General features: G+C 52.6%; 20 protein-coding genes and 1 tRNA gene. 20 read left to right on the top strand and 1 reads right to left on the bottom strand.

Translation table 11 applies throughout. The annotated features are described in order from the left end of the window. Positions 1-189 precede the first annotated feature (189 nt). The 4 genes from D5S03_RS11635 to D5S03_RS11620 all read left to right on the top strand — a co-directional run bounded on the left by D5S03_RS11635 (position 190) and on the right by D5S03_RS11620 (position 5,142). Positions 190-756: a nucleotide exchange factor GrpE gene (locus D5S03_RS11635; RefSeq protein WP_008869134.1), complete on the top strand. Its 567-nt coding sequence runs from the start codon at positions 190-192 to the stop codon at positions 754-756. A 70-nt stretch (positions 757-826) separates the two neighbouring features. Then, positions 827-2,554, top strand: a complete 1,728-nt coding sequence (locus D5S03_RS11630; protein ID WP_008869135.1) for an Hsp70 family protein — start codon at positions 827-829, stop codon at positions 2,552-2,554. Further along, entirely contained in the window at positions 2,554-4,704 is a 2,151-nt protein-coding gene (locus D5S03_RS11625; protein WP_287044136.1) for a hypothetical protein, read from the top strand. Before D5S03_RS11630 ends, D5S03_RS11625 begins: the two co-directional genes overlap by 1 nt. Before the next feature lie 12 nt (positions 4,705-4,716). Continuing rightward, a complete protein-coding gene (locus D5S03_RS11620) occupies positions 4,717-5,142 on the top strand; it encodes a J domain-containing protein (RefSeq protein ID WP_287044134.1) in 426 nt (141 codons plus the stop codon). Positions 5,143-5,234: 92 nt separating this feature from the next. Here D5S03_RS11620 and D5S03_RS11615 read toward each other — a convergent pair. Further along, positions 5,235-5,310: transfer RNA gene (locus D5S03_RS11615), tRNA-Val, on the bottom strand. A 315-nt stretch (positions 5,311-5,625) separates the two neighbouring features. On the opposite strand from D5S03_RS11615, the gene rfbB reads away from it, so the two are divergent. The 16 genes from rfbB (at position 5,626) to D5S03_RS11535 (ending at position 22,267) form a co-directional block, all read left to right on the top strand. Then, entirely contained in the window at positions 5,626-6,645 is a 1,020-nt protein-coding gene (gene rfbB, locus D5S03_RS11610) for a dTDP-glucose 4,6-dehydratase (RefSeq protein WP_287044132.1), read from the top strand. Then, positions 6,642-7,502 (top strand): dTDP-4-dehydrorhamnose reductase, encoded by an 861-nt coding sequence (gene rfbD, locus D5S03_RS11605; protein WP_287044130.1) that lies wholly within the window; start codon positions 6,642-6,644, stop codon positions 7,500-7,502. The genes rfbB and rfbD overlap by 4 nt, the downstream gene beginning before the upstream one ends. A 329-nt stretch (positions 7,503-7,831) precedes the next feature. Continuing rightward, entirely contained in the window at positions 7,832-8,893 is a 1,062-nt protein-coding gene (gene hrcA / locus D5S03_RS11600) for a heat-inducible transcriptional repressor HrcA (RefSeq protein ID WP_008869140.1), read from the top strand. Between the two features lie 49 nt (positions 8,894-8,942). Then, entirely contained in the window at positions 8,943-9,596 is a 654-nt protein-coding gene (gene grpE, locus D5S03_RS11595) for a nucleotide exchange factor GrpE (protein WP_008869141.1), read from the top strand. A 76-nt stretch (positions 9,597-9,672) separates the two neighbouring features. After that, on the top strand, positions 9,673-11,595 hold the full coding sequence (gene dnaK, locus D5S03_RS11590) for a molecular chaperone DnaK (protein WP_008869142.1): 1,923 nt from the start codon (positions 9,673-9,675) through the stop codon (positions 11,593-11,595). A gap of 512 nt (positions 11,596-12,107) precedes the next feature. Continuing rightward, positions 12,108-14,048 (top strand): type 1 periplasmic-binding domain-containing protein, encoded by a 1,941-nt coding sequence (locus D5S03_RS11585; RefSeq protein ID WP_287044126.1) that lies wholly within the window; start codon positions 12,108-12,110, stop codon positions 14,046-14,048. 115 nt (positions 14,049-14,163) lie between these two features. Then, a complete protein-coding gene (gene gatC, locus D5S03_RS11580) occupies positions 14,164-14,448 on the top strand; it encodes an Asp-tRNA(Asn)/Glu-tRNA(Gln) amidotransferase subunit GatC (RefSeq protein ID WP_287044124.1) in 285 nt (94 codons plus the stop codon). A gap of 16 nt (positions 14,449-14,464) precedes the next feature. Then, on the top strand, positions 14,465-15,934 hold the full coding sequence (gatA, locus tag D5S03_RS11575) for an Asp-tRNA(Asn)/Glu-tRNA(Gln) amidotransferase subunit GatA (RefSeq protein ID WP_287044123.1): 1,470 nt from the start codon (positions 14,465-14,467) through the stop codon (positions 15,932-15,934). After that, the gene (mnmA, locus tag D5S03_RS11570; protein WP_287044121.1) at positions 15,931-16,965 is read left to right on the top strand and encodes a tRNA 2-thiouridine(34) synthase MnmA; all 1,035 of its coding nucleotides are present in this window, start codon (positions 15,931-15,933) and stop codon (positions 16,963-16,965) included. The genes gatA and mnmA overlap by 4 nt, the downstream gene beginning before the upstream one ends. An 11-nt stretch (positions 16,966-16,976) precedes the next feature. Further along, positions 16,977-18,266: a MiaB/RimO family radical SAM methylthiotransferase gene (locus D5S03_RS11565; RefSeq protein ID WP_287044119.1), complete on the top strand. Its 1,290-nt coding sequence runs from the start codon at positions 16,977-16,979 to the stop codon at positions 18,264-18,266. Positions 18,267-18,374: 108 nt separating this feature from the next. Then, a complete protein-coding gene (locus tag D5S03_RS11560) occupies positions 18,375-18,917 on the top strand; it encodes a DUF4416 family protein (RefSeq protein ID WP_008869148.1) in 543 nt (180 codons plus the stop codon). Then, complete coding sequence (locus D5S03_RS11555) at positions 18,914-19,795, top strand: YicC/YloC family endoribonuclease (protein ID WP_287044117.1); 882 nt, start codon at positions 18,914-18,916, stop codon at positions 19,793-19,795. The genes D5S03_RS11560 and D5S03_RS11555 overlap by 4 nt, the downstream gene beginning before the upstream one ends. Positions 19,796-19,801: 6 nt before the next feature. Then, complete coding sequence (locus tag D5S03_RS11550; protein ID WP_008869150.1) at positions 19,802-20,083, top strand: DUF370 domain-containing protein; 282 nt, start codon at positions 19,802-19,804, stop codon at positions 20,081-20,083. Next, a complete protein-coding gene (gmk, locus tag D5S03_RS11545) occupies positions 20,073-20,696 on the top strand; it encodes a guanylate kinase (RefSeq protein ID WP_008869151.1) in 624 nt (207 codons plus the stop codon). Before D5S03_RS11550 ends, gmk begins: the two co-directional genes overlap by 11 nt. Continuing rightward, on the top strand, positions 20,686-21,435 hold the full coding sequence (pyrF, locus tag D5S03_RS11540; RefSeq protein WP_287044115.1) for an orotidine-5'-phosphate decarboxylase: 750 nt from the start codon (positions 20,686-20,688) through the stop codon (positions 21,433-21,435). The genes gmk and pyrF overlap by 11 nt, the downstream gene beginning before the upstream one ends. Continuing rightward, complete coding sequence (locus D5S03_RS11535) at positions 21,407-22,267, top strand: tetratricopeptide repeat protein (protein ID WP_287044113.1); 861 nt, start codon at positions 21,407-21,409, stop codon at positions 22,265-22,267. Before pyrF ends, D5S03_RS11535 begins: the two co-directional genes overlap by 29 nt. Positions 22,268-22,426: the final 159 nt, after the last annotated feature.

The raw sequence follows: 22,426 nt of genomic DNA, 5'->3' as shown, positions 1-22,426 counted from the left end.
GGACAGGCACTCCGGGACCCACTTGAGCATCATTTTGTGCTTAAAACATCTCATTTTTTGGGACAAGTGGGTCCCGGAAGAGCCAGTCCCCATGCCACATGCAAAGCGCTAAACAGATACTTTGATTTCATCATGCATTCCCTGTGTGCAGCTATCAACCAAACCCCGGCCCAAAGCCAAGGAAAACTCATGTCAATCTGGTCAAAGCTTGCAGGACTGTTCAAAACCAGCCCTGACCGGCAGGAGGATACAGAAGAACAGGAAGAACAAAACGATCTGCAGGTCATCCAGGAAATGATCCGCAACCTGCAGAAACGCGAGCGCAGGCAGGCCCAGAATATCGAACGTATGCTCCATGAACTAGGAGCCAGAATGGACAGGCTGCAGGCCCAGATGAATGCCGGGCTTCCCATGCAGGCCATAACCAGCTTTACGGACAGCCTCTCCATTTATTATCTGCGCAACCATGAATCGGACCAGGCCTTGAACCAGGTATGGTCCAGGTACACGGCCCTTTTGCAGGAGATGGGCATTGAGCCCATCCTGGATCTGAAAGAAAAATTCGACGATACAAGGCATCATGCCTGCGACACCCGGCAGCATCCGGATTACCCGGAAAACACCATCCTGGAAGTTGTCCGCCCTGGACTTATGGTGTCAGGCCGGGTAACCCGGCCGGCTGTGGTGGTTATAAACAAGCCGGGCAACGGTGAACCCGGACATCCGGAACCCAGCCTGCATCGCGAGCAGGTATGATCAGTGATCCTTCCAGGATTCTTCCCGGCAGGTAAAAGTAAGCACCCATCAAGCTCTTCAGGAGATATTTATGAAGACAATTTTCGGTATTGACCTCGGCACCACCAACTCCTGCATTTCACGTCTAAGCCAGGGAGTGCCCGAAGTGATTTCCATCAACGGCTCGCCTCTGGTGCCCTCGGTAGTCAGCTTTGATCAAGGTGAAACCATTGTCGGGACCAGGGCCAAAAACCGGGAAGTCCTGTACCCGGAAACCACTGTCAGTTCAGTCAAGCGCATCATGGGCACCAGACAAACGATCCCGGTACAGGACAGTGAATACACCCCGGAAAACATATCCACCTTCATTCTCACGTACCTCAAGGAGCAGGCCCGGGAAATCTGCCAGGAGGAAGTAGAAAACGTGGTCATCACGGTCCCGGCTTATTTTTCCGATGCCCAGCGCCGGGCAACCCAGCAAGCCGGCGAAGCAGCCGGACTTAATGTAGAACGGATTATAAACGAACCTACAGCAGCCTCCCTTTTCTACAACCACGTGGATACCCCCGGCAAACAGGACAGGCCCGAAAGCCGGGTTCTGGTCTATGACCTGGGTGGCGGGACCTTTGATGTCTCTGTACTGCGCATGGGCGAACTGAGCGAGGTCCTGGCAAGCACAGGCAACACCAGTCTGGGGGGAGACGATTTTGACCAGGCCATTGTCAATCTCTGCCTGGAGCAGATCATGTCCACTTACGGCACAGACCTGCGCGGACACCGTCCAGCCCTGGCCCGGCTCAAGGATGCTGCGGAAAAGGCCAAAATAGCCCTGTCTGCACATCCATTCACCTTTATAGAGGAGTCCCTGATCCCCAGCCCATCCAGTGAGGACATCAATCTGTCCCTGGAAATCACCCGGGAAGAATTTGAGTCCATGATCTCACCCTATCTGGAAACAACCAGGCAGGAGATGCAAAAAGCCCTGCAGGAAGCCTCCCTTGCAGCCGGGGATATCGACAGTGTGCTTCTGGTTGGCGGTTCCACCCGCATCCCGGCGGTTATCTCCCTGCTGGAGGAGTATTTCGGGCCTTCCTGCCTGCCCCCTGTGGACCCCGACCTGAGCGTGGCCAAGGGTGCCGCCATTCAGGGAGGCATCATAAGCGGCTCTCATATTCACCAGGTACTCATAGACGTCAATCCACACACCCTGAGTACCGAGGTCCTGGAAGATCCCGTGAGCATGAAACTCAAATGCGTCCCCATTATCCCCCGTAATACCCAGATTCCGGTTACCCGCTCCGAGCTTTTCTATACAGTGTTCGACTCCCAGCCCCTGGTCAGGGTAAGCGTCTACCAGGGCGAATCCACCCAGTCCGGGGAAAATACGCATATAGGCTCCATTGATCTGCAGCTTTCCCCTGCACCGTCTGGCACACCCATAAACATTGAATACAGCTACGACTTAAACGGAATCATCCGGGTCCGGGTGGAGCAGAAAGGCTACAGCGTCAAGCGCGAGGTGGATCTGGACAGTTCCAGGCAGGACCAGATGTTTTTAAAGGTGGACCTGGACTCAGATCCGGATATGGATGACCAGCCTGATGAAAGTCCCCGGGGCAGCCAGCAGACCACAAACTATATACTGCACAAGGCCCGCGGTATGCTTGACGAACTGTCCGGGGATGCCTCCAGAAACACCCTCAAGTCCCTGATAAAGGATTATGAAGACGCATTGCAGGGAGACGACGAAGACGCTGTGGACGAGGCCGAAGAAACTCTGGTGGACTACATGGACGAACTGCAGGAAAGAGAAGAGTAATGGCCAGAAAAGGCAAGCGCTCCAAAAAAGGCAAACCAGCCAGGTCCCCTTCAAAAAAGCTTGAAGCAAGGCTTCTGGGCTACTGGAAAAAAGAGGCCTGGGAAGAATTCATCACCCTTTACCAGCGGCACCGGGATACTGCATCCAAAACCAGTGCGGCTTCCTGCTGGAACCCGGCCATTTACAACCTGCTGCTCAAGACCCTTGTTCACCACCAGAAAATCGAAACCCTGGAGAATGTGCATAAAGGTCTGAAGCAGGCACCGGACCTGAACTCTGAAAACACGCAGTGCCTGAATGTGGTGCAGGCCTTGATTGATGTTTATCACGGCCGGGGATATCCGGGCATGGCCGACAGCCTGCCCCGGGATCTGCCTGATCCTTTTGCAGAACTGGCCCAGGGGCTAAGAGAAATCCTCTGCGGGAATATGTCGGCCCTGCACCTGTACGTCCAAGGCGGGCTCACCCGGGCCAGGAAGAATGAAAAGCACCTTTCCCTGGCCGCCCGGGCGGCCAGGGAGTTCAACAATCTTGCCGCTATTAATTTTCAAACACCTTCAGTCAAACCCCTGACCAGGATTAGAAAACATTTCCAGGAGCTTCATGACTACTTTACCACGAATTTCCAGGAAAAATCCGTGGAGCTCAAAAACCTGCGCGTCCTGGCAGAGGCCATGCACCTTTTGTACTCCAGGCCGGGCCACTTCATGGATCCCCATTCAGTCCAAGGCTACCTGCACCGTTCAGGGTTCAGTCAAAGCAGCCATCCGGCGGTAACCGCCATGTACCAGGCCTTTTTGACCCTGGGAGGCAATATCATGGGCCGGAACTGGAAAGATACTGCCTCTTACGGTCTGCAGAGTTATGCTCCTGAAGCACAGTCTGACCTGCCATCCCATGTACAGGGTCAGCTTGCGGCTCTGTCCAGAATCAGAAAAAAAGATACTGATTCACTTTATATCCTCCAGGAACTGCTGGACTTTGATGTGTGGTCCGAAAGGGAAAGAATGATCCTGTTGCAGGCCCGGATGCAACAGATGGTTGAACGGTTTGAGGAGTTTTTTGACTATCTGCATGACCTGGCCATGGAAGATGGAGAAAAACAGGCCAGAAAGGCCCTCAAGGATCATATGCAGCAGTCCTGCTCTGATCTCCAGGAAATTGCTGAGTTGTACCAAAAGCTGGGGCTCAGCAATGAATCCATTATATCCACGCCTTTTAAGTACTGGTTTGATTTTTATCAGGAACTGGCATTCCTGGACAACTACATGCTCTTAGACAGGTTGATAAAGAATTTATGCGACTTGCCTGTCCCTGATTCTGTCTTTCTGGGGCTGATATATAAACGGTCTGAACAGTCTCCTGCCCCTGAAGCACTGGAGTCCATAAAAAAGATACAGCAGAAAAGAACGCCATTGAAAATCAGCCGCCAGGAAATAAAAGATTATGTCCTGGTCCTGCCTGGTTGGATGTACACAGAAAAAATACTCCGGGGCTGGAAAGCATGCCTGAGCCGGGAAGATTACCGTTTTGCCATTGAAACTTTGCTGGTTTCCATCCTGGATCACGAATTTCAAAGCCTGTACAGCCCGTCCTACAGAGAGACCGACTGGTTCCTATGGGAAGAGATTCCGCAGCATTTACTGGAAGCCTTTCTCAAGGAACTGGGACCGGAATCGCCAGTGTTCGGCCTGTTGAACTTGAGCGCAAATACATCCGGGAGGACGATGCCCGCAAACGCAAAAGAGGCAGATTTTTTTACCAAGTATATGCCTCCGCCCGATACTCTGCACAAGATTATCCTCTGGATGCTTACCTGGCCGTCTTCTCCATACAAAAATAAATTTATGGCCCAGCTTATAAAACACAACCTGGAACATTTTAACCGCATCGAAGCCTGGGATCATCTGGTCAAGGTGATCGCCTATAAAAAAATGAAAGTCCTGGCCGGCATGGTCCGGGATATCTGGGCGGAAAAAGATCTGTTCACCACCCTGGCCTCGCACCAGGATTTTCAGAATGCAGTGAACACAATGAATGCAAAATTCCCTCAGAAGCAGGCCAAAGGTGGAAAAAAAGGGAAGAAGCAGGCCCTGAAACAAAACAGTATGCTGGATCTGATGCAGGATCAGGAAAAAAAGTCCAGTTAAGGAGAACAGCAAATGCTGGAGCAAGACCACCGGATTATAAGGGTTGATCGCGACGCAGACCAGGAAAGTATCCGCAAATCATACATAAAGTTGTCCCGCAGATATCATCCGGAGCATTTTCCGGAAAAATTCCGGAGAATTAAATGTGCCTACGAAAGACTGAGCCTGGACCCCTCAACTCTTGCGGACATCACCAGAGAATTAGCCCGCGCCGAAAGCACGGACCAGATTACCAGCCTGATAATCAAGCAGGCCGGAACGGAGGCGACAGAAAAAAAGAAGAAAGAGGAGTTGGTTATGGACCCTATGACCCTGGAACCTGTTTTGAATGTCAGGACAGTAAGGCAGAAAATAAGCGGACTGCTTCAGGATATTGAAAAAAAGGGAATTAAGTATAAAACTGCCGAAGAAACCGGCCGGAATGAAGGGGCAGGATAATAAATACGACATAGGACATGTGCCGCAGTGTATGCAGCTTATAAAAAAGGCGCAACAGGGTAAAAATTATGGCGCTGTTTTAAAGTCAGGGGTGGTGGGCGGTCGGAGATTTGAACTCCGGACTTCCACCGTGTGAAGATGGCACTCTCACCGCTGAGTTAACCGCCCATAAAAATTACTTAAACCATACCCGGGCAAAGGGCAACAGTTTTTTACATAAACTCACCGGATTATCCTTGAACAGCCGGTATTTTTTCCAATATAAGACGTGACTGCAGAACATCGAAAACCTGGCTGTCCCGCACTTGCTTTTGAAATTTATTCCTGCTCTTGAGAATGACAATAGCCGGCAAAAGTAATTTCGGAACTAATTCCTGACATAATAACTATCTGATTTTTTAATAACTTCCAACTTCTGATCTCTGACCCCTACAAGGCATCCTGGTCAGACTAAAACAAGTTTAAAATACTTCCGGAGGAATAATGAACATTTTAGTTACCGGTGGATGCGGATTCATCGGCACCAATTTTATCTACTTCATGCTCAATGAAAGCCAGCATACTCTCATCAACCTGGACAAGCTCACTTACGCAGGCAACCTGGAAAACCTCAGATCCGTGGAGGAAAGGTATGCCGGAACCCGCTACTTTTTTGAACATGGTGATATCTGTGACGCGGAACTGGTGCCGGAACTGCTGAAAAAATACAGCATCGACGTTATTGTCAATTTTGCAGCGGAATCCCATGTTGATCGATCCATTAATGAGCCGGGAATGTTTATCCAGTCCAACACCCAGGGGACATACAACCTCCTGGAAGCTTCCCGCCAGGCGGGCATCAAAAAATTCATCCAGGTCTCCACCGACGAGGTATACGGCAGCCTCGGCCCCCAGGGCAGCTTCAAGGAAGACTCCCCTCTGGCCCCCAACAGCCCTTATGCAGCCTCCAAGGCCTCAGCAGACCTTTTGTGCCGGGCCTTTTTCAAGACCTATCATTTCCCGGTGACCATCACCCGCTGTTCCAACAATTACGGACCGTTCCAGTTTCCGGAAAAACTTGTTCCCCTTACCTTTCTCCGGGCAAGGGATAACGAGAGTATCCCGGTTTACGGACAGGGTGAAAACATAAGGGACTGGATCTATGTCTCGGATCATTGCCGGGGCATCAAGCTCTGCATTGAAAAGGCCGGCCCTGGCTCCATCTACAACTTCGGGGGCAACGCCGAGTACAAAAACCTGGATGTGATCAAAAAAATTCTGGACATCATGGGCAAGTCCCACAAGCTCATCAGGTTTGTCCAGGACAGGCCCGGGCATGATCTGCGCTACGCCATGGATTTCACCCTGGCCAAAAAAGACCTGGGATTCGAGCCCAGCGTAAAGTTCACTGAAGGCTTAGAATTGACCATCAACTGGTACCTGAACAACAATAAATGGGTGGACTCCATCAAATCGGGGGATTATATCCGCTTTATGGACAAATGGTACAAGGAGCGGGAATGAATTCACCCACAGTTCTCATCACCGGCGTCCGCACAGGCCTTCTGGGGCAGGCCCTTGTGCAGGTAATGCAGGGTGAGGGATTAAAGGCCCTGGCCCCCGGGCGTAAGGAGCTGGACCTGTTTGATGCCCGGCAGGTTGAAGACACCATCCGGAAAAATAATATTGACCTGGTGGCCAATGCAGTTGCCTATACCGGTGTGGACCAGGCTGAAGAAGACCAGGATGAGGCCTATCGCCTCAACAGGGACCTTCCCGGTATCCTGGGGCAGGTGTGCCGGGAAAACAATGTGGGCCTTGTGCACTACAGCACGGACTATGTTTTCGATGGCAAAAAAAACACCCCTTACAGCACCGACGATACCCCCCGCCCCCTTTGTGTTTACGGCAGAAGCAAGCTGGCCGGAGAAGAGCTCTTGATGCAGAGCCCCTGGGACGGGCTGCTTATTCTTCGCTCAGCATGGCTCTTTGGGCCCTTCAAGACCAATTTCGTTAGCAAAATGATCCAGATGGCTGAATCAGGCCGGCCTCTAAGCGTCATCCACGATCAGACCGGCTCACCGACCTGCACCCTGGACCTGGCCAGGTACTCCCTGGAACTGGTGAAAAAACAGACCAGCGGTCTTTTTCACGTGGTCAACAAGGGCCAGGCATCCTGGTGTGAGCTTGCCTCGGAAGCCCTTATGTGCGCAGGTCTGAGCTCCAGGGTGAATCCAGTTTCATCAGGGGAATATCCCCAAAAGGCCAGACGCCCGTCCTATTCCGTGCTGGACACTTCCAAATTCTCCATGGTCACAGGTATCACCCCGCGTCCCTGGGTACACGCCCTGCGCGAATATGTCTTCCAGGTACACGAATAAAGCCCGGCACCAATGAGGCCGTACGGTTTTACAACCACTCTGCAGATCTTTGCGTGCACTTTTTCCGTAACCATTCAGGGGGTTCTCGGTGTTGATTGCTGGTACAAGGCCTGGGGACTGTCCCTCGCTGTGTAGGTCTGTGCAGGATCACAGAATTTTGCGCTTGTAACTTTGGTGATTGTGAGGGCAAGGTGTCGCGGGGACTGTCCCCAGTCACGCCCTCAATGGTTACCTTTTGCCAGGGTCCGGTCCTGCCGTCTTGACAGAAAGGGGTGGCGTTGTTACTTGATTAGCACTCTCAACACAAGAGTGCTAACGAGGTGCACATTATGACCCTGGATCAAAGACAAGCAGATGTCCTGTTCACCATAGTCAGAAACTATATACAAAGCGGCCAGCCCGTGGGCTCCAGGACCGTGGCCAGGCAGTCCAGCCTGAACCTGAGCCCGGCATCCATTAGAAATATCATGGCTGACCTGGCCGAGGAAAAGTATATTGAACAGCCGCACACATCCGCAGGAAGAATACCCTCCACCAAGGGAATCAGATATTATTTAGATTCTAAACTGGACCTGGAACTTTTGCCTGGGGGGCTTGAAGAGACCATCAAGTCTTCCCTTTCAGAGGTGGGGCCTGATCTGACCAATACCCTGAGCCAGGCATCCAAGGTTCTGTCCTCGCTATCCAACCAGATCAGCCTGGTCGTAACTCCCAGCCAGAAAAACATCCGCTGGAAGCATATAGATTTTATCCTGCTGCGCCCCGGCCTGGTCATGTCCATTCTGGTCATGGAAGGAGGCATGATGCAGAACAAGGTGGTAAATGTGGACTCCGACATTTCTGCTGACGACCTGGTCAAGTTCAGCAACTACTTAAACGACCATTACCAGGGCAAGACCCTGCAGCAGGTCCGTACCAGCATAGTCAGCCAGATGGAAAAAGCCCGCAGACAGTTTGACCACCTGTACCAGAACGCCCTGAAACTGGCCCGGGAATCCTTCGATCCCGGAAACAACCGCCAGGTTTACGTTGACGGCACGCATTACCTTTTTCAGGACACCGACTTTACCGACCTGTCCAAGATGCGCGAAGTCTTCAGGCTTCTGGAAGAAAGGTCCAAGCTGCTTAAACTCTTAGACAACACCCTGGAAAGCGACGGACTGAGCATTCTCATGGGGCAGGAGCAGGACTGGGAAGAACTCAGCGACTACGCGGTTATCTCCTCTCCATACAGCCTGCAGGACGACTCCGTGGGTCACGTGAGTATTATCGGCCCCACCCGTATGAATTACTCCAGGATAATCCCGACTGTTGACTTGACCGCCAGAATTCTTAGTCAGATATTTCGCGAACTTTATGAAAACAACAAGGATTCAAGCATTAACACTTGAACTGAAAAAAATCATACTCAGGGAAAAGATCAAATACGGAGGTTGATACATGTCCAGGGAAGATTACAACAAGGAACAAAAACCAAAAGAAAACGAAACCCGGGACAAATCCCGGGAAGAATATCCCAGGCAGGAAGAAGACTCCTGGGAACAGGAGGGGGAGTACCTCGACTTTTCCGGAGAGGAAGCAGGCTCACACATCTCGGAGCAAGAAATGAAAGATCTTTGCAGGCAGAATATCTGCCCCGACTGCGAACTTCTGCGTGAACAGAAGAACCAGGCCCTCAAGGCCATAGCAGACTCGGAGAATTACAAAAAACGCCTGGCCCGAGAGAAGGAGGAATACTGCAAATATGCCGTATCTTCCTTTATCGAGGAAGTCATTCCGGTTATAGACAACCTGGAACTGGCTCTGGAACACGGGCGTAAGAATGAAGCCTGCAAAGACCTGGCCCAGGGAGTGGAAATGACCCTCAACCTGTTCTACCAGGTACTGGAAAAGAACAACCTGAAGCAGGTTGGCAGCGAGGGGGAAGACTTTGACCCCAACTTTCACGAGGCAATGGCCCAGCAGGAGCGCGAGGACATGGACGAAGGCAAGATATGCCAGGTCATGCAGAAAGGCTACCTGCTGGGAGACAGGCTGGTAAGACCGGCCAAGGTCCTTGTCAGCAAACAGTGTTCTCCTGAAAAAAATGAATAACATCGTCTTTACAACTTTTTCAGGAGACTTATGAATTCAAACAACTTCAAAGACTATTTCAAGGAGGCTTGTTAATATGGGCAAGATAATCGGAATCGACCTGGGAACCACCAACAGTTGCGTATATGTGATGGAAGGCAAGGAAGCCAAGTGCATAAGCAACCCTGAAGGCGGACGCACAACCCCATCCATTGTAGCTTTTACAGATAAAGAACGTCTGGTCGGGGAAATCGCCAAAAGGCAATCCGTGACCAATCCGGAAAAGACTGTTTATTCAGTCAAGCGGCTCATGGGCCGTCAGTACGACGACCCGGTGCTCAAGAACTGGATCGAGAGGTGCTCCTACAAAATTGTAAAAGGCAAAAACGACGACGCCTACGTGCAGGTGGGCGACAACACTTACAGCCCGCCGGAAATATCGGCCATGATCCTGCAGAAGCTCAAAAGCGACGCAGAATCATACCTCGGGGAAACTGTTTCCGAGGCGGTCATAACCGTTCCGGCCTATTTCAACGACAGCCAGCGCCAGGCCACCAAGGATGCCGGCCGCGTTGCCGGACTTGAGGTAAAACGCATAATCAACGAACCTACTGCCGCATCCCTGGCTTATGGTGCCGACAAGAATGTCAACGAAAAGATAGCTGTCTTTGACCTGGGTGGTGGAACATTCGACATATCCATCCTGGAAGTGGGCGACAACCTGGTGGAAGTGCGCTCAACCCACGGCGACACCTTCCTGGGCGGAGAGGACTTTGACCAGCGTATCATTAATCACTTGGTGGATGAATTCAAAAAGGAGAACGGCATCGACCTCTCCCAGGACCGCATGGCTCTGCAGAGGCTCAGGGAAGCTGCTGAAAAGGCCAAGAAAGAACTTTCCACCACCATGGAAACAGATATCAATCTGCCCTTTATCACTGCGGATCAAAACGGCCCCAAGCACATGAACATGAAGCTTACCAGGAGCAAACTGGAGAGCCTGGTGGAAGACCTGGTGCAAAGGACCATCGGACCCTGCGAAAAGGCCTTGAGCGATGCGGATCTCAAGGCCAACGACATCAACCAGGTACTCCTTGTGGGCGGCCAGACCAGGATGCCCCTGGTACAGAAAAAGGTATCCGAATTCTTTGGCAAAGACCCCAACAAGAGCGTCAACCCCGACGAGGTCGTGGCCATGGGCGCAGCCATCCAGGGCGGCATCTTTGCTGGAGATGTCAAGGATGTCCTGCTTCTGGACGTAACTCCCTTGTCCCTGGGTATTGAAACCATGGGCGGCGTGTTCACCAAGCTCATCGAGCGCAACACCACCATCCCCACCCGCAAGAGCCAGATATTCACCACGGCTGCGGACAATCAGCCCTCGGTTTCCATCCATGTACTCCAGGGAGAGCGCCCCATGGCAGCAGACAACATGACTCTGGGCCGCTTTGAGCTCACCGGTATCCCCCCGGCACCCCGCGGCGTACCTCAGATCGAGGTCACCTTTGATATCGACGCCAACGGTCTGGTCAACGTCTCGGCCAAGGATACCGGCACCGGCAAGGAGCAGTCCATCCAGATCACTGCTTCCAGCGGTCTGTCCGAAGAAGAGATAAACAATCTCGTCAAGGAAGCCGAAAGCCATGCCGAGGAAGACAAGAAAAAACAAAGACTCATCGAAGCCAGAAACCATGCCGACACCCTGATCTACACCACTGAAAAGTCCATCCGGGACCTGGGCGAAAACCTGGATGCCGAACTCAAGGCGGACATAGAAAACAAGATTCAGGAACTAAAAAACGTCATGGAAGGCGAAGACGAGGAAGCCATCCGCAAGGCTACAGAAGACCTGTCCCAGGCTTCGCACAAACTGGCTGAAAAGCTTTACGCCCAGAAGACCCAGTCCGGCGAAGCAGGGCAGCAGGACCAGGGCGAGGCCCAGACCGGACAGCAGGGTGCTCAAAGCGCCGAAGAAGATGTGGTGGATGCAGATTACACCGAGGTCAACGACAAGAAATAAATTGTCTTGACAGCAGGTTGAACCAGTTCCTATTCTAGCCCGGGCAACTAAAGGCCCGGGCTTTTTTTATCTTAAGTAACGATCCACTATATTTTTTACCGGAATAGGCTCAGGCCCAAAGTGTGCTCAATAGACAATAGTACAAATTTCAAACAAACATGTAGGTAACTTTATCTGACACCCTGCCCCGCTGGATTACGTGCACGGCGTAAACTCCCCTCCTTAGCCAAGGAGGGGCCGGGGGTGGTTGTATGAGACCACTTCCACTAAACTCCCCTCCTTGGACAAGGAGGGGCCGGGGGTGGTTGTATGAAGACCACTTCCACTAAACTCCCCTCCTTGGACAAGGAGGGGCCGGGGGTGGTTGTATGAGATCCCTTCCTTTTTCGGATGTTGTCCCGAAGGGGCCTCTTTTTTTGCGCAGGGTCGCAGAAAAAACCCAATACCTGTTTTCTAAACAAACACCGAGTTTTTCCAAGTATATCCACCTGTGACTGTCAGGTTTAATAACCATGCATAAAACACGATTTATTATAGCTTTACTCCTTCTGTTCTTCATTGCCGCATGCGCGGAAAAAAAAGTGGTCACCGACCCTCCCAGACCGGACCTGCAGCAAAGGGCTGCCCAGGCCTGGGAGGCCGAGGATCATCCCGCTGCCCAGGACCTCTATTCTCAGCTCCTGGAAGAATTTGAACTGGAAGAGGACCATGAAATCATGGCCTGGAAAAGGCTGGCTGTAAGCGCAGGGGAAAACCGCGAATACCGGCAATCCATGCAGGCCCTTGAGAAGTGGGCCCAAATGGATCCAGAGGCCGCGGACAAGTGGAAATGGCATCACTACTACTCTATGGCCCTGAAAGAAACTGAAACCGAGCAGAAATACGTCCGCTACCTCCAAAACCTCTACAGGGATGAATCCAGACCTGTAGAGCTGCGGCTCAAGACGGCCCTGACCCTGGCAGAACATCACCTGGAAAGCCAGAGATACCCTGAAGGAATGGATGTTTTAAGAGATATCCGCCAGTTTGCTTATACAGATGAGCAAAAGGTATGGATTGAAGAAGCCGGCAGCAGACTTTTTCTAAAGATGGACCTTGAAGAACTCGAAAAAGCTGCTGAATTTATGGACAGGGAAAAGAAACTCCATTTCCCGGACAACCTTTTCTGGTGGTCCTATTTTCACGCCCGTCTCCAGGACGATAATGACCAGTGGGAATCCCTCAGGCCCGGAATGATTGAGATCGCCAGGCAGAGTGAGCTGGTTTACCGGACTCCCTTCAACAAGGTCCTGGAGAAGTGGGAGGAGAAGCTGGGCAAGCCCACTCCTGTCATGGCTCTGCTGTTGCCTCTAAGCGACAGTTATTCCTCTGTGGGCTGGAAAGTCATGCGCGGAGCAGGCCAGGCCCACTGGGACCTTTTAAGTAACGGCCTGGATGTCAGAGTCAAGACCATAAACACCAACAATCCCGGCTGGATTGAAGAGTTGAAAAAGCTTCAGAACGTTTCCCTGGCGGGTGGCCCCCTGTCCGGAGAAGCATGGGAAAAAATACGTGAGGCGGATCTGCACAGGGAAATGGTCTTTCTGACTTTTCTGCCGACCATGGAAGAGGAGGGCAGCCAGGGATGGCGTTTTTTCTCCAGTGCCGGGGATCAGGTCAGGGCTCTTCTTAAGATCGGCACTCAGGAAATGGACATTGAAAATTTTGCAGTGATGTATCCCGAGGAGGATTTCGGACGCTCATATGCTGAAACCTTCTGGGAAAAAGCCCGGGACATGGATGCCCAGGTCCAGGGCATCCAGAGTTATCCCACTGATGATCACGCCAGCTGGAACCGCATCGTGTCCTCATTTCTGGACATAACCGATCCCAATGACCCTTTTTTGGACCCTGACCCCGGTTTTGAGGCGGTATTCATTCCGGACACTTTGTCCAGGGCCCAGGGGCTTATACCCCAGTTTTTCTACTTCAATGTGGATCACTTAGTATTCATGGGCCCCATGCTCTGGTACCAGGGGTACTCTCCCGGGACCCTGGAACAGCAGTTCTTCTCCCTGGCTTTAAGCTGCGGGGCATGGAACAGTCACAATCCCTCACCCCCTGCCAGACAGCTCAGTGAAGGCCTGGAAGACAGTCTTCAGGGAGAAGCGGATTTCTGGGTGGCCCTGGGCTACGACTTTGTAAGATTCGCCTCCAGGCTGGGAAATATGCCTTCACCTGAAGACAATGATGAAGTCAACCGCATTTTGTCCGGAAACGAGTTCGACTCCTGGAGCATGGCCCCTATAAACTGGGACGATGAGGGCAAAGCCTCACAGGACCTCTTCGTGTTCCGGATGGATCGCCATGAGCTTCAGCCAGTGGAGCCCGAAGCCATGAAATGGACCATAGAATCCAGGAAACAAAGAAGAGCCATGTGGCTGGAGCGTTTAAGGGAACAGGAAAGAGAGTAACGGTCTCAGCAGATTCAGTAAATTTCTGAAAACTGTTTCGCAGACAGCAAAGAGCAGCACATGCTTGCCTGGATAATCCATAACACGTAATCCATTATATCAGGAGAACAGAAGAGTGAATATTGATAAAGAATACGTAAGCAGGATAGCTGCACTGGCCAGGCTGGAAACATCCCCGGAGCAGGCCGAAAAATTCGCTGTCCAGTTCCGGGACATCATCGGATACATGGACAGCCTCAACCAGGTGGACACTTCCGGGGTGGAGCCTTTTTATTCACCTTCGGAAAACATGTCAGTTCTGCGCGAGGACGAAACCCGCAAAACCTGCCGGCGCAGCGAGATCCTGGCCAATGCCCCGCACCATGACGGAGAATACTTTATTGTCCCCAGGATAATCTAACAAAAGGTGAACCCAAGTGTATCACGATATGAGAACCCTCTGTACAACCAGGCTGCTGCTGCAGAAAAAAGAAATCAAGGTCTCTGAAGTGGTTGAGGAATGCCTGGACAACATCCGGCAGACCGAGCCGGACATAAGGGCCATGCTGCATATCCGGGAAGAACAGGCCCTGGAAGAGGCCAGAGAGATGGACCGGCAGGGTCCGGACAATGAAAAGCCATTGTGGGGCGTGCCCATGACCATCAAGGATGTCATCTGCACCCGGGACATCCCCACTACCTGCGGTTCCAGAATACTGGAAAACTTCACCCCGGGTTATGATGCCACACTGGTACAGCGGCTGAGGCAGGCCGGGGCCATAATCCTGGGGAAAACCAACATGGACGAGTTTGCCATGGGTTCATCCACTGAAAACTCGGCCCTGCAGTCAACGTCCAACCCATGGGACCTGTCCCGTGTACCCGGGGGCTCCAGCGGAGGGTCGGCTGCATCCATAGCCGCAGGACAGTCCCTGGGCTCCATTGGAACCGATACCGGAGGCTCCATTCGTCAGCCGGCCTCATTTTGCGGAGTGGTGGGCATGAAGCCTACTTATGGCCGGGTTTCCAGATACGGGCTTGTGGCTTTTGGTTCTTCACTGGACCAGGCCGGACCCATGACCTTGAGTGTTCCTGACAGCGCAGCAGTTTTAAATGTCATATCCGGACATGACCCCCTGGATTCCACCTCTTCTAACGCCCCTGTTCCGGATTACCTGGACGCCCTGGAAAAAAGAAAAGATCTTCATGGCCTGCGCATAGGACTTCCCCGGCAGTACTGGGAAGAAAAAATGAGCCCAGAAGTTGATGCCCTCTCCAGAAAGGCTCTGGAAAATGTCCGCGAGGCCGGAGCCCGGACCGTTCCGGTGGACCTTCCCCATGTACAGCATGGAGTTGCTTCATACTATATCATAGCCATGGCCGAGGCCTCTTCCAACCTGGCCCGCTTCGACGGGGTCAGATACGGCTACAGGGATCAGGAGGCCCGGGAACTACTGGACATGTACCGCCGCACCAGGTCCAGGGCCCTGGGAGAAGAAGTCCAGCGCAGGATCATGATCGGCACTTATGTCCTTTCCGCCGGTTATTATGATGCCTATTATAAAAAGGCAGCCCAGATACGCAGGCTCATTCACCAGGACTTCATGCAGGCCTTTGAAGACTGTGACCTGCTCTGCTCTCCGGTTGTTCCCTCTACCGCCTTTCGCCTGGGAGAAAACGTGGACGACCCCCTGCAGATGTATCTTACGGACATATTTACCACCTCCCTGAACCTGGCCGGCCTTCCCGGAATAAGTATACCTGCGGGCCTGGGCCATGAAACCGGCCTTCCCGTGGGCATTCAGTTTATGGGTCCGGCATTCGGGGAAGAGCTTCTGTTGCAGGCAGCCGGCATCCTGGAGCAGAGTCTGCCGGCACTGCCCTTTCCCTCCGCCCTGAAAGAATGAGAATAGCTGTCGCTGTAAGCGGGGGCCTGGACAGCCTGGCCTCCCTGGTAATGCTCCGGGAAGAAGGCCATGACGTTCTGGCGCTTCATGCCCGGTTTTTCCCCCGCCAGGATGAACACCTGGAGAAAAGACTCAAGGGCATCTGCACCAGCCTGGGCGTGGAGATGCATGTCACCCTGCTGCAGGATGAATTTGCCGCCCGGGTGATTGATCCCTTTGTCCAGGATTACCTGGATGGTCTGACCCCAAACCCCTGCGCCCGCTGCAACATGCGCATAAAATTCGGGCTGTTGCTGGACCGGGCCCTGGAGCTTGGAGCCTCGGCCCTGGCCACCGGCCATTATGCGGGAATTAAAAAAAACAGTTCAGGCCCGGTTTTGATGCGGGCCCTGGACCAGGCCAAGGACCAGAGCTACTTTCTGTGCCTTGTCCCTCCCCGGAGGCTTGCCCGGGCAAAATTTCCCATGTATCATCATTTCAAGTCCAGCATGCAGGAGTTTTTGCAGAACAGAAACATCACTGTCCCCGCCAGGGAGGAAAGCAATGAGATATGTTTCATTCCCGGGGATTATCGGGATTTTATAGACGGCAGGCTTGAAAAAAGCCATGAGCCCCTGCCCGGCCCCATAGTTGATTCTTCGGGCCGCACCCTGGGACGGCACCAGGGGCTGTGGCGCTACACCCCGGGCCAGAGACGCGGGCTGGGCATTGCTTTTAAGCACCCTTTATATGTGCTGCGCAAGGACCTTGCCAGCAACACCCTGGTGGTAGGAGCCAGGGAGGAACTGGGAGCCGGGGAATTCCAAGCCCGGGATGTGAACATCCTGGAAGAGCCCCGGAAATGGCCCCTGGACCTTCTGGTCCAGACCAGGTACCGTCAGAAAGCCCGCCCTGCTGAAGTAGAACTATGGGGGCAGCGGATGCGTGTACGCTACAAGGGCGAGCCGGGCCTGCCGGTTCCAGGACAGGTGGCAGCGGTTTATTCCCCAAAGGGACAGGTCCTGGCCGGGGGCATAATTCAACAGGAATAGTCGGTAAAGCCATGTCTTCAGCTTATTTTTTCATGACCACCCTTGGATGCAGGGTGAATCAGTACGAATCCCAGGCCATTTCCGAGGCCCTGCAGCGCCAGGGTCTGGTCCCTGCAGACGGCCCTGAACAGGCCGGATATATTTATGTCAACTCCTGTGCTGTCACCGCCAGGGCCGTGAAGGACCTGAAAAAAACCCTGCGGCGTCTGCGCGTCCAGGCCCCGCAGGCCCGCATCATTGTTACCGGCTGCGCCGCACAGATCTTTGAAGAAGAACTGGGGGCCCTGGAAGAAGTAGACCTGGTGGTTCCCCAGTCCCGCAAGACCTCTATTCTTGCGTCCCCGTTTCCGGACCCGGATGCCGGTGATCCCGGCCTGGATTACTGGATCACCAGCTATTTCCGGGCCAGACCTGTGGTCAAGGTCCAGGACGGCTGTTCCAGGGGCTGTTCCTATTGCATAGTTCCTGCCTCCCGCGGTGCACCCGTCAGCCGCCCCCCGGAAGTTGTACTCAGAGAAATCCAGGGGCTTTTGAACCGGGGCTACAGGGAGATAGTCATAAGCGGAATCAATCTAAGCATGTACGGGGTGGATCTAAATACCAGGGAAGATTTCTGGGATCTCATCTGCTACCTGGAAAAAAACCTGGCCTCTGAGTGGGAAGACAGGATGCGTCTGCGGCTGAGCTCCCTGGATCCGGCCATGCTTGATTCCCGGGGCATAGACATCATTTCCTCCTCCGTCCTGATCTGCCCTCATTTCCACCTGTCCCTGCAAAGCGGCTGCACTTGGGTTTTAACCCGCATGGGGCGCGATCACTACCATCCAGCCAAGGCCATCTTTTTTGTTGAACGTCTGGAAAGAACCATACCTTTTTATTCCATGGGAGCAGATTTTCTGGTGGGATTTCCCGGGGAAAAACCGGATTACTTTGAACGAACTCTCAAACTGACAGAGGCCCTGCCTCTGTCCTACGGCCATGTGTTCACCTATTCCCCCAGGCCCGGAACCCGTGCAGCCCGATGGCCGGACCAGATCGCCCAGCACGTCAAGGAAAAAAGAGCGCGTGAACTAAAAGAGGTCTTAAAGCACAAGCGCCAACATTTTACCAGCAAGCTTCTGCGGGAAGACAAGTTGCGCCTGATCATGGAAACCCCATATAAAGGCATGAGCGAATACTACATGGATTGCTTTATAGAGGACCAGAATCTGGGATTAAAGCCGGGAGACACCGTCAGCGCAGCTCCCTATAAAATCCAGGAGTCCAAGCTTATGGTTGAAGTGTTCTCGCAATACTGGTAATATTTTTTTTACATTACAGATTCAAATCCTGTCCAGTTAATTGCGCCATATAATAATTTTAAGACCAAACATCCTGTCCACCCCGGGTGTGACAGGTGTACCTGTATTATGAGTCACCCGGAAATACCCGGGCCGGGCAAACTGTTTCTGTCCATCCTGAGTTCCAGATGGGAACTCTTTGAGGAAGAACTTCTGCCTGCCCTGAGCCTGCGGTTCGGCCGTGTGGATTTCGAAAGTCCCTATATTCCTCTAACGGAAACAGATTACTACAACCAGGAACTGGGGACGCCCATTTTCAGGCGTATATATACCTTTTATCCCCTGGTGGAACTTAACAGGCTGCCGGAAATAAAGCTTGTCACCAATAGCCTGGAGCAGGACTGGCTGCGTGACGATAAGCGCCTTTTCAACCTGGATCCGGGGCTTTTGACCCTGGAGCGTCTGGTCCTGGCAACCGGCAAGAATTTTACCCATCGCATCTACCTGGATCAGGGCATCTGGGCTGATCTGACCCTGATCTTTACCAGGGGGGACTGGGTGGATCTGCCCTGGACCTTTCCGGATTATGCCTCGGAGAAAATCAAGACACACCTGCGTGAAATCAGGACCAGTTACCGCAAACAATTACAAAAGGCATCCCAGACAAAATGACACACAGCATGACCGGCTATGGCTCCGCCTCAATGGAAAAGGCCCAGTGGAACCTGAACTGGGAAATAAAAAGCGTCAACAGCCGCCACCTGGATATAAAGTGGAAGATCCCCCCTGCCCTTTTTTACAGGCAGACCGGGTGGGAAAAAATCCTCAGGAAATACGCCTCCAGGGGACGTGTGGAAATATATCTTGACATGCGCATTCTGGACCCTGACAAGCTGGGCCTGGAATTTGACCACCCTCAAGCCATGGCCATGATAGAAGAGCTAAAAAAATTCGCCTCCAGCACCGGGCATGAATTCAGGCCGGATCTAAATGTTTTGCTGCGCATGCAGTCCATGTGGCAGGAAAAATCATCCAGCATGGATGAAGACCTTCTGTCCGACCTGGAAACTTGCCTGGAAAAAGCCCTGCAGAAGTGGAATGATTCCAGAAAATCTGAAGGTGATCAGCTTTTAATGGACCTGCAGGAACGTATCACAAGGCTCAAGTCGAGCCTTACTCAGCTTGAGGACCTGGCGGCCGGCAACACAGACCAGCGTTTTCAGGAACTGCGCTCCAGGGTGGACAGGATTCTGGGGGAAATTAATGTGGAGGCCGACCAGAACAGGCTTCTTCAGGAACTGAGCCTTATGGCGGACAGGCTTGATGTATCCGAGGAAATAACCAGGCTCAGGGCTCACTTGGACTCCATGCACGGGCTTGTGGCAACAAGCGGCGAGATGGGCCGCAAACTGGATTTTTTTCTCCAGGAGGCCTTCAGGGAGATAAATACCTGTGCCAACAAATGCCAGAACACTCAAATGAGCAAAATAGCCGTGGATTTCAAAACCGAACTGGAAAAATGCCGGGAACAGGCCCAGAACCTGGAGTAGCTATTCATGGACAGCAATATCTACAAGACCAGGTTCAGGCTTTTAAACATAGGTTACGGCAACAGCGTCATCATTTCCAGGGTGGTGTCCATTGTCAATCCGGGTTCATCGCCCATGCGCAGGCTCCGGGAGGATGCCAGGGAGCGCAACATGCTCATCGATGCCACCCAGGGCCGCAAGACCAGGTCCATCCTGGTCATGGATTCGGGACATGTTATTCTCTCGGCTGTACAGCCGGAGACAATGGCCCAGCGGATAAAACAACTGGAGGCCAGAGATGAATCCTAAGGGTATACTCCTGGTTATAAGCGCTCCCTCGGGTGCTGGCAAAAGCACGCTGATCCGCATGCTGTGCCGCGATTATCCCGGATTCGGCTTTTCTGTTTCCTACACCACCAGGAAGCCCAGGGAAAATGAAGTGCACGGCAAAGACTACTTCTTTGTACAAAAGGATGAGTTCCAGGGGCTGATAGCAAAAAATTTTTTCGCTGAATGGGCCGAGGTGCACGGCAACTTCTACGGCACACCCGCCCGGCAGGTCTTGGAAAGCATCCAGGAAGGCCGTAGCCTGATCATGGATGTGGATATCCAGGGGGCCAGGCAGATTAAAAACAACCTGCAGCAGGGAGCTTATATCTTTATATTTCCTCCCTCCCTGGATGACCTCAGGCAAAGGCTCATGCATCGGGGAAGCGATACTGCCGGGGCAGTGGAAAAACGCCTTCAAAACGCTGCCGGCGAAATGCTCAAAAGCGACTTTTTTGATTACTGGCTTGTTAATGACGATTTAGACTCCTCCTATGCCCGGTTAAAGGCCATAGTCCTGGCTGAAATGCAAAGACCCTTTATACGCCCGGATCTTGCCCGGAAAATCGCCTCTGGAGTACACTATGACTCATAAACCCCGGGTTGTCGTCGCCCTGGATGTCAGCAGCCGTGAGCAGGCCCTGGACCTGGCCCGCACCCTGAGGCCGGCTACTGACTGGGTAAAAATTGGCCTGGAGCTGTTTACTTCCTGCGGACCGCGAATCGTTCAGGAAATCAAAGATCTCGACTACAATGTCTTCCTGGACTTGAAGCTCATGGACATCCCCAATACTGTCCGGAAATCCGTAAGCAACTGCATTGACCTGGGCGTGGATATGCTTACCCTGCATCTCCTTGGGGGAGAGAAAATGATAAACGCCGCCATTGACGCCAGAGACGGCAGAGATTTCCAGGCACGCTCCCGCCCGGCTCTTGTGGGGGTTACTCTGCTCACCAGCCTGGACAGGTCAGACCTGCCCTGGCCGGAATCCAGAAGCCTTTATGATGTGGTGCCGGACCTGGCCTCCAGGGCAGGAAGATGGGGGCTGGACGGAGTTGTCTGTTCCGGTGGCGAAGCTGCCGGTATCAAAAAGAGTGCCATGGAAGACTTCTGCCTGGTCACACCGGGAATCAGGCCTGGTGAAACCCTGGAAGATCAAAAAAGAGCGGTCACGCCCTCCATGGCTATGGAGGCCGGGGCCACACACCTGGTTATAGGCCGCCCGGTGACTGCATCCCGGGATCCGTTGGAGTCCCTGATGCAGATCAGACGAGAACTGTCAGCGAACTTGCAAGGAGCAGCTTATGGCGGACACGGAAAAGAAAGTGCCTGATAACGGCCGGGCCGGGGCACCAGAAGAAGAAAAATCCAGGATCCAGGGAGTATTTTCCTCTCAGAACCTGGTCAAAGTGGGTACCGGGAGCACTCAGAAAAAGACCATCCAGAAGATGTACTGGTACGTAAACCAGTTGGACGATGAAAACGTGGAGATACAGCCTCTAAACGTAAACTATGTCCCATCAGGGCCAAAAAAGATAGTGCCTAAGGATGAAATCCTGGAAAAATTTTCACCTGAGCCCGAGTTCTACACCTACACAGTATTCCCCAAGATGCGCGAGCTCAACAAGACCATCGCCCGCGGGGACAGGCACCGCAAAAAAGGCGAGAGCTACAGCGCCGAATTCGAGTACAACAATGCCCTGAAAGTAGACATTGAAAACATCCGGGCCAATTTCGGGCTGGGACTGACCTACCTGGAGCGGGGTGAAAAGGAAAAGGCCCAGGATATATTCGAGCGACTGGTCAAGCTGGACGCAGCGTTCGAGGATGAACACAAGCATCTGTTCAATGAGTTCGGCATCAACCTGCGCAAGCAGAAAATGTATCAGCAGGCCCTGGAATACTACACCAAGGCCCTGGAAATGGTGGAAAATGATGAAAATCTGCACTACAATGTAGCCAGGGCCTACTTTGAATTCAAGAAATACGACAAGACATTTGAACATTTACTGGAAACGCTCAAGCTGAACCCGGAGATGGAGCACGCCAAAAAATTCATAATGTACATGAAAAAGCACAACATGCTCCCCCAGGACGCAGACGCGAAAATAAAGCAGGCTCTCGGCAAAAAAAGCAGGCAGGAACCAGCTGAAAAATCAAATTGAATGGTTACTGTTTGGTTAAGGGTATCTGTTTAGCGCTATGCATGTGGCATGGGGACTGGCTCTTCCGGGACCCACTTGTCCCAAAAAATGAGATATTTTAAGCACAAAATGATGCTCAAGTGGGTCCCGGAGTGCCTGTCCCCTGCTTTCCTTAAAAGC

Source organism: Desulfonatronospira sp. MSAO_Bac3 (genome assembly GCF_003838035.1).
In the GTDB taxonomy this organism is placed as follows: domain Bacteria; phylum Desulfobacterota; class Desulfovibrionia; order Desulfovibrionales; family Desulfonatronovibrionaceae; genus Desulfonatronospira; species Desulfonatronospira thiodismutans.
This window is presented reverse-complemented; position numbering and strand designations above follow the sequence as displayed.

Bases quoted from the DNA above. Each gene is read 5' to 3' on its own strand.
- D5S03_RS11635 (WP_008869134.1), top strand. From the start codon at position 190: ATGTCAATCTGGTCAAAGCTTGCAGGACTGTTCAAAACCAGCCCTGAC.
- D5S03_RS11630 (WP_008869135.1), top strand. From the start codon at position 827: ATGAAGACAATTTTCGGTATTGACCTCGGCACCACCAACTCCTGCATT.
- D5S03_RS11625 (WP_287044136.1), top strand. From the start codon at position 2,554: ATGGCCAGAAAAGGCAAGCGCTCCAAAAAAGGCAAACCAGCCAGGTCC.
- D5S03_RS11620 (WP_287044134.1), top strand. From the start codon at position 4,717: ATGCTGGAGCAAGACCACCGGATTATAAGGGTTGATCGCGACGCAGAC.
- rfbB (WP_287044132.1), top strand. From the start codon at position 5,626: ATGAACATTTTAGTTACCGGTGGATGCGGATTCATCGGCACCAATTTT.
- rfbD (WP_287044130.1), top strand. From the start codon at position 6,642: ATGAATTCACCCACAGTTCTCATCACCGGCGTCCGCACAGGCCTTCTG.
- hrcA (WP_008869140.1), top strand. From the start codon at position 7,832: ATGACCCTGGATCAAAGACAAGCAGATGTCCTGTTCACCATAGTCAGA.
- grpE (WP_008869141.1), top strand. From the start codon at position 8,943: ATGTCCAGGGAAGATTACAACAAGGAACAAAAACCAAAAGAAAACGAA.
- dnaK (WP_008869142.1), top strand. From the start codon at position 9,673: ATGGGCAAGATAATCGGAATCGACCTGGGAACCACCAACAGTTGCGTA.
- D5S03_RS11585 (WP_287044126.1), top strand. From the start codon at position 12,108: ATGCATAAAACACGATTTATTATAGCTTTACTCCTTCTGTTCTTCATT.
- mnmA (WP_287044121.1), top strand. From the start codon at position 15,931: ATGAGAATAGCTGTCGCTGTAAGCGGGGGCCTGGACAGCCTGGCCTCC.
- D5S03_RS11565 (WP_287044119.1), top strand. From the start codon at position 16,977: ATGTCTTCAGCTTATTTTTTCATGACCACCCTTGGATGCAGGGTGAAT.
- D5S03_RS11560 (WP_008869148.1), top strand. From the start codon at position 18,375: ATGAGTCACCCGGAAATACCCGGGCCGGGCAAACTGTTTCTGTCCATC.
- D5S03_RS11555 (WP_287044117.1), top strand. From the start codon at position 18,914: ATGACACACAGCATGACCGGCTATGGCTCCGCCTCAATGGAAAAGGCC.
- D5S03_RS11550 (WP_008869150.1), top strand. From the start codon at position 19,802: ATGGACAGCAATATCTACAAGACCAGGTTCAGGCTTTTAAACATAGGT.
- gmk (WP_008869151.1), top strand. From the start codon at position 20,073: ATGAATCCTAAGGGTATACTCCTGGTTATAAGCGCTCCCTCGGGTGCT.
- pyrF (WP_287044115.1), top strand. From the start codon at position 20,686: ATGACTCATAAACCCCGGGTTGTCGTCGCCCTGGATGTCAGCAGCCGT.
- D5S03_RS11535 (WP_287044113.1), top strand. From the start codon at position 21,407: ATGGCGGACACGGAAAAGAAAGTGCCTGATAACGGCCGGGCCGGGGCA.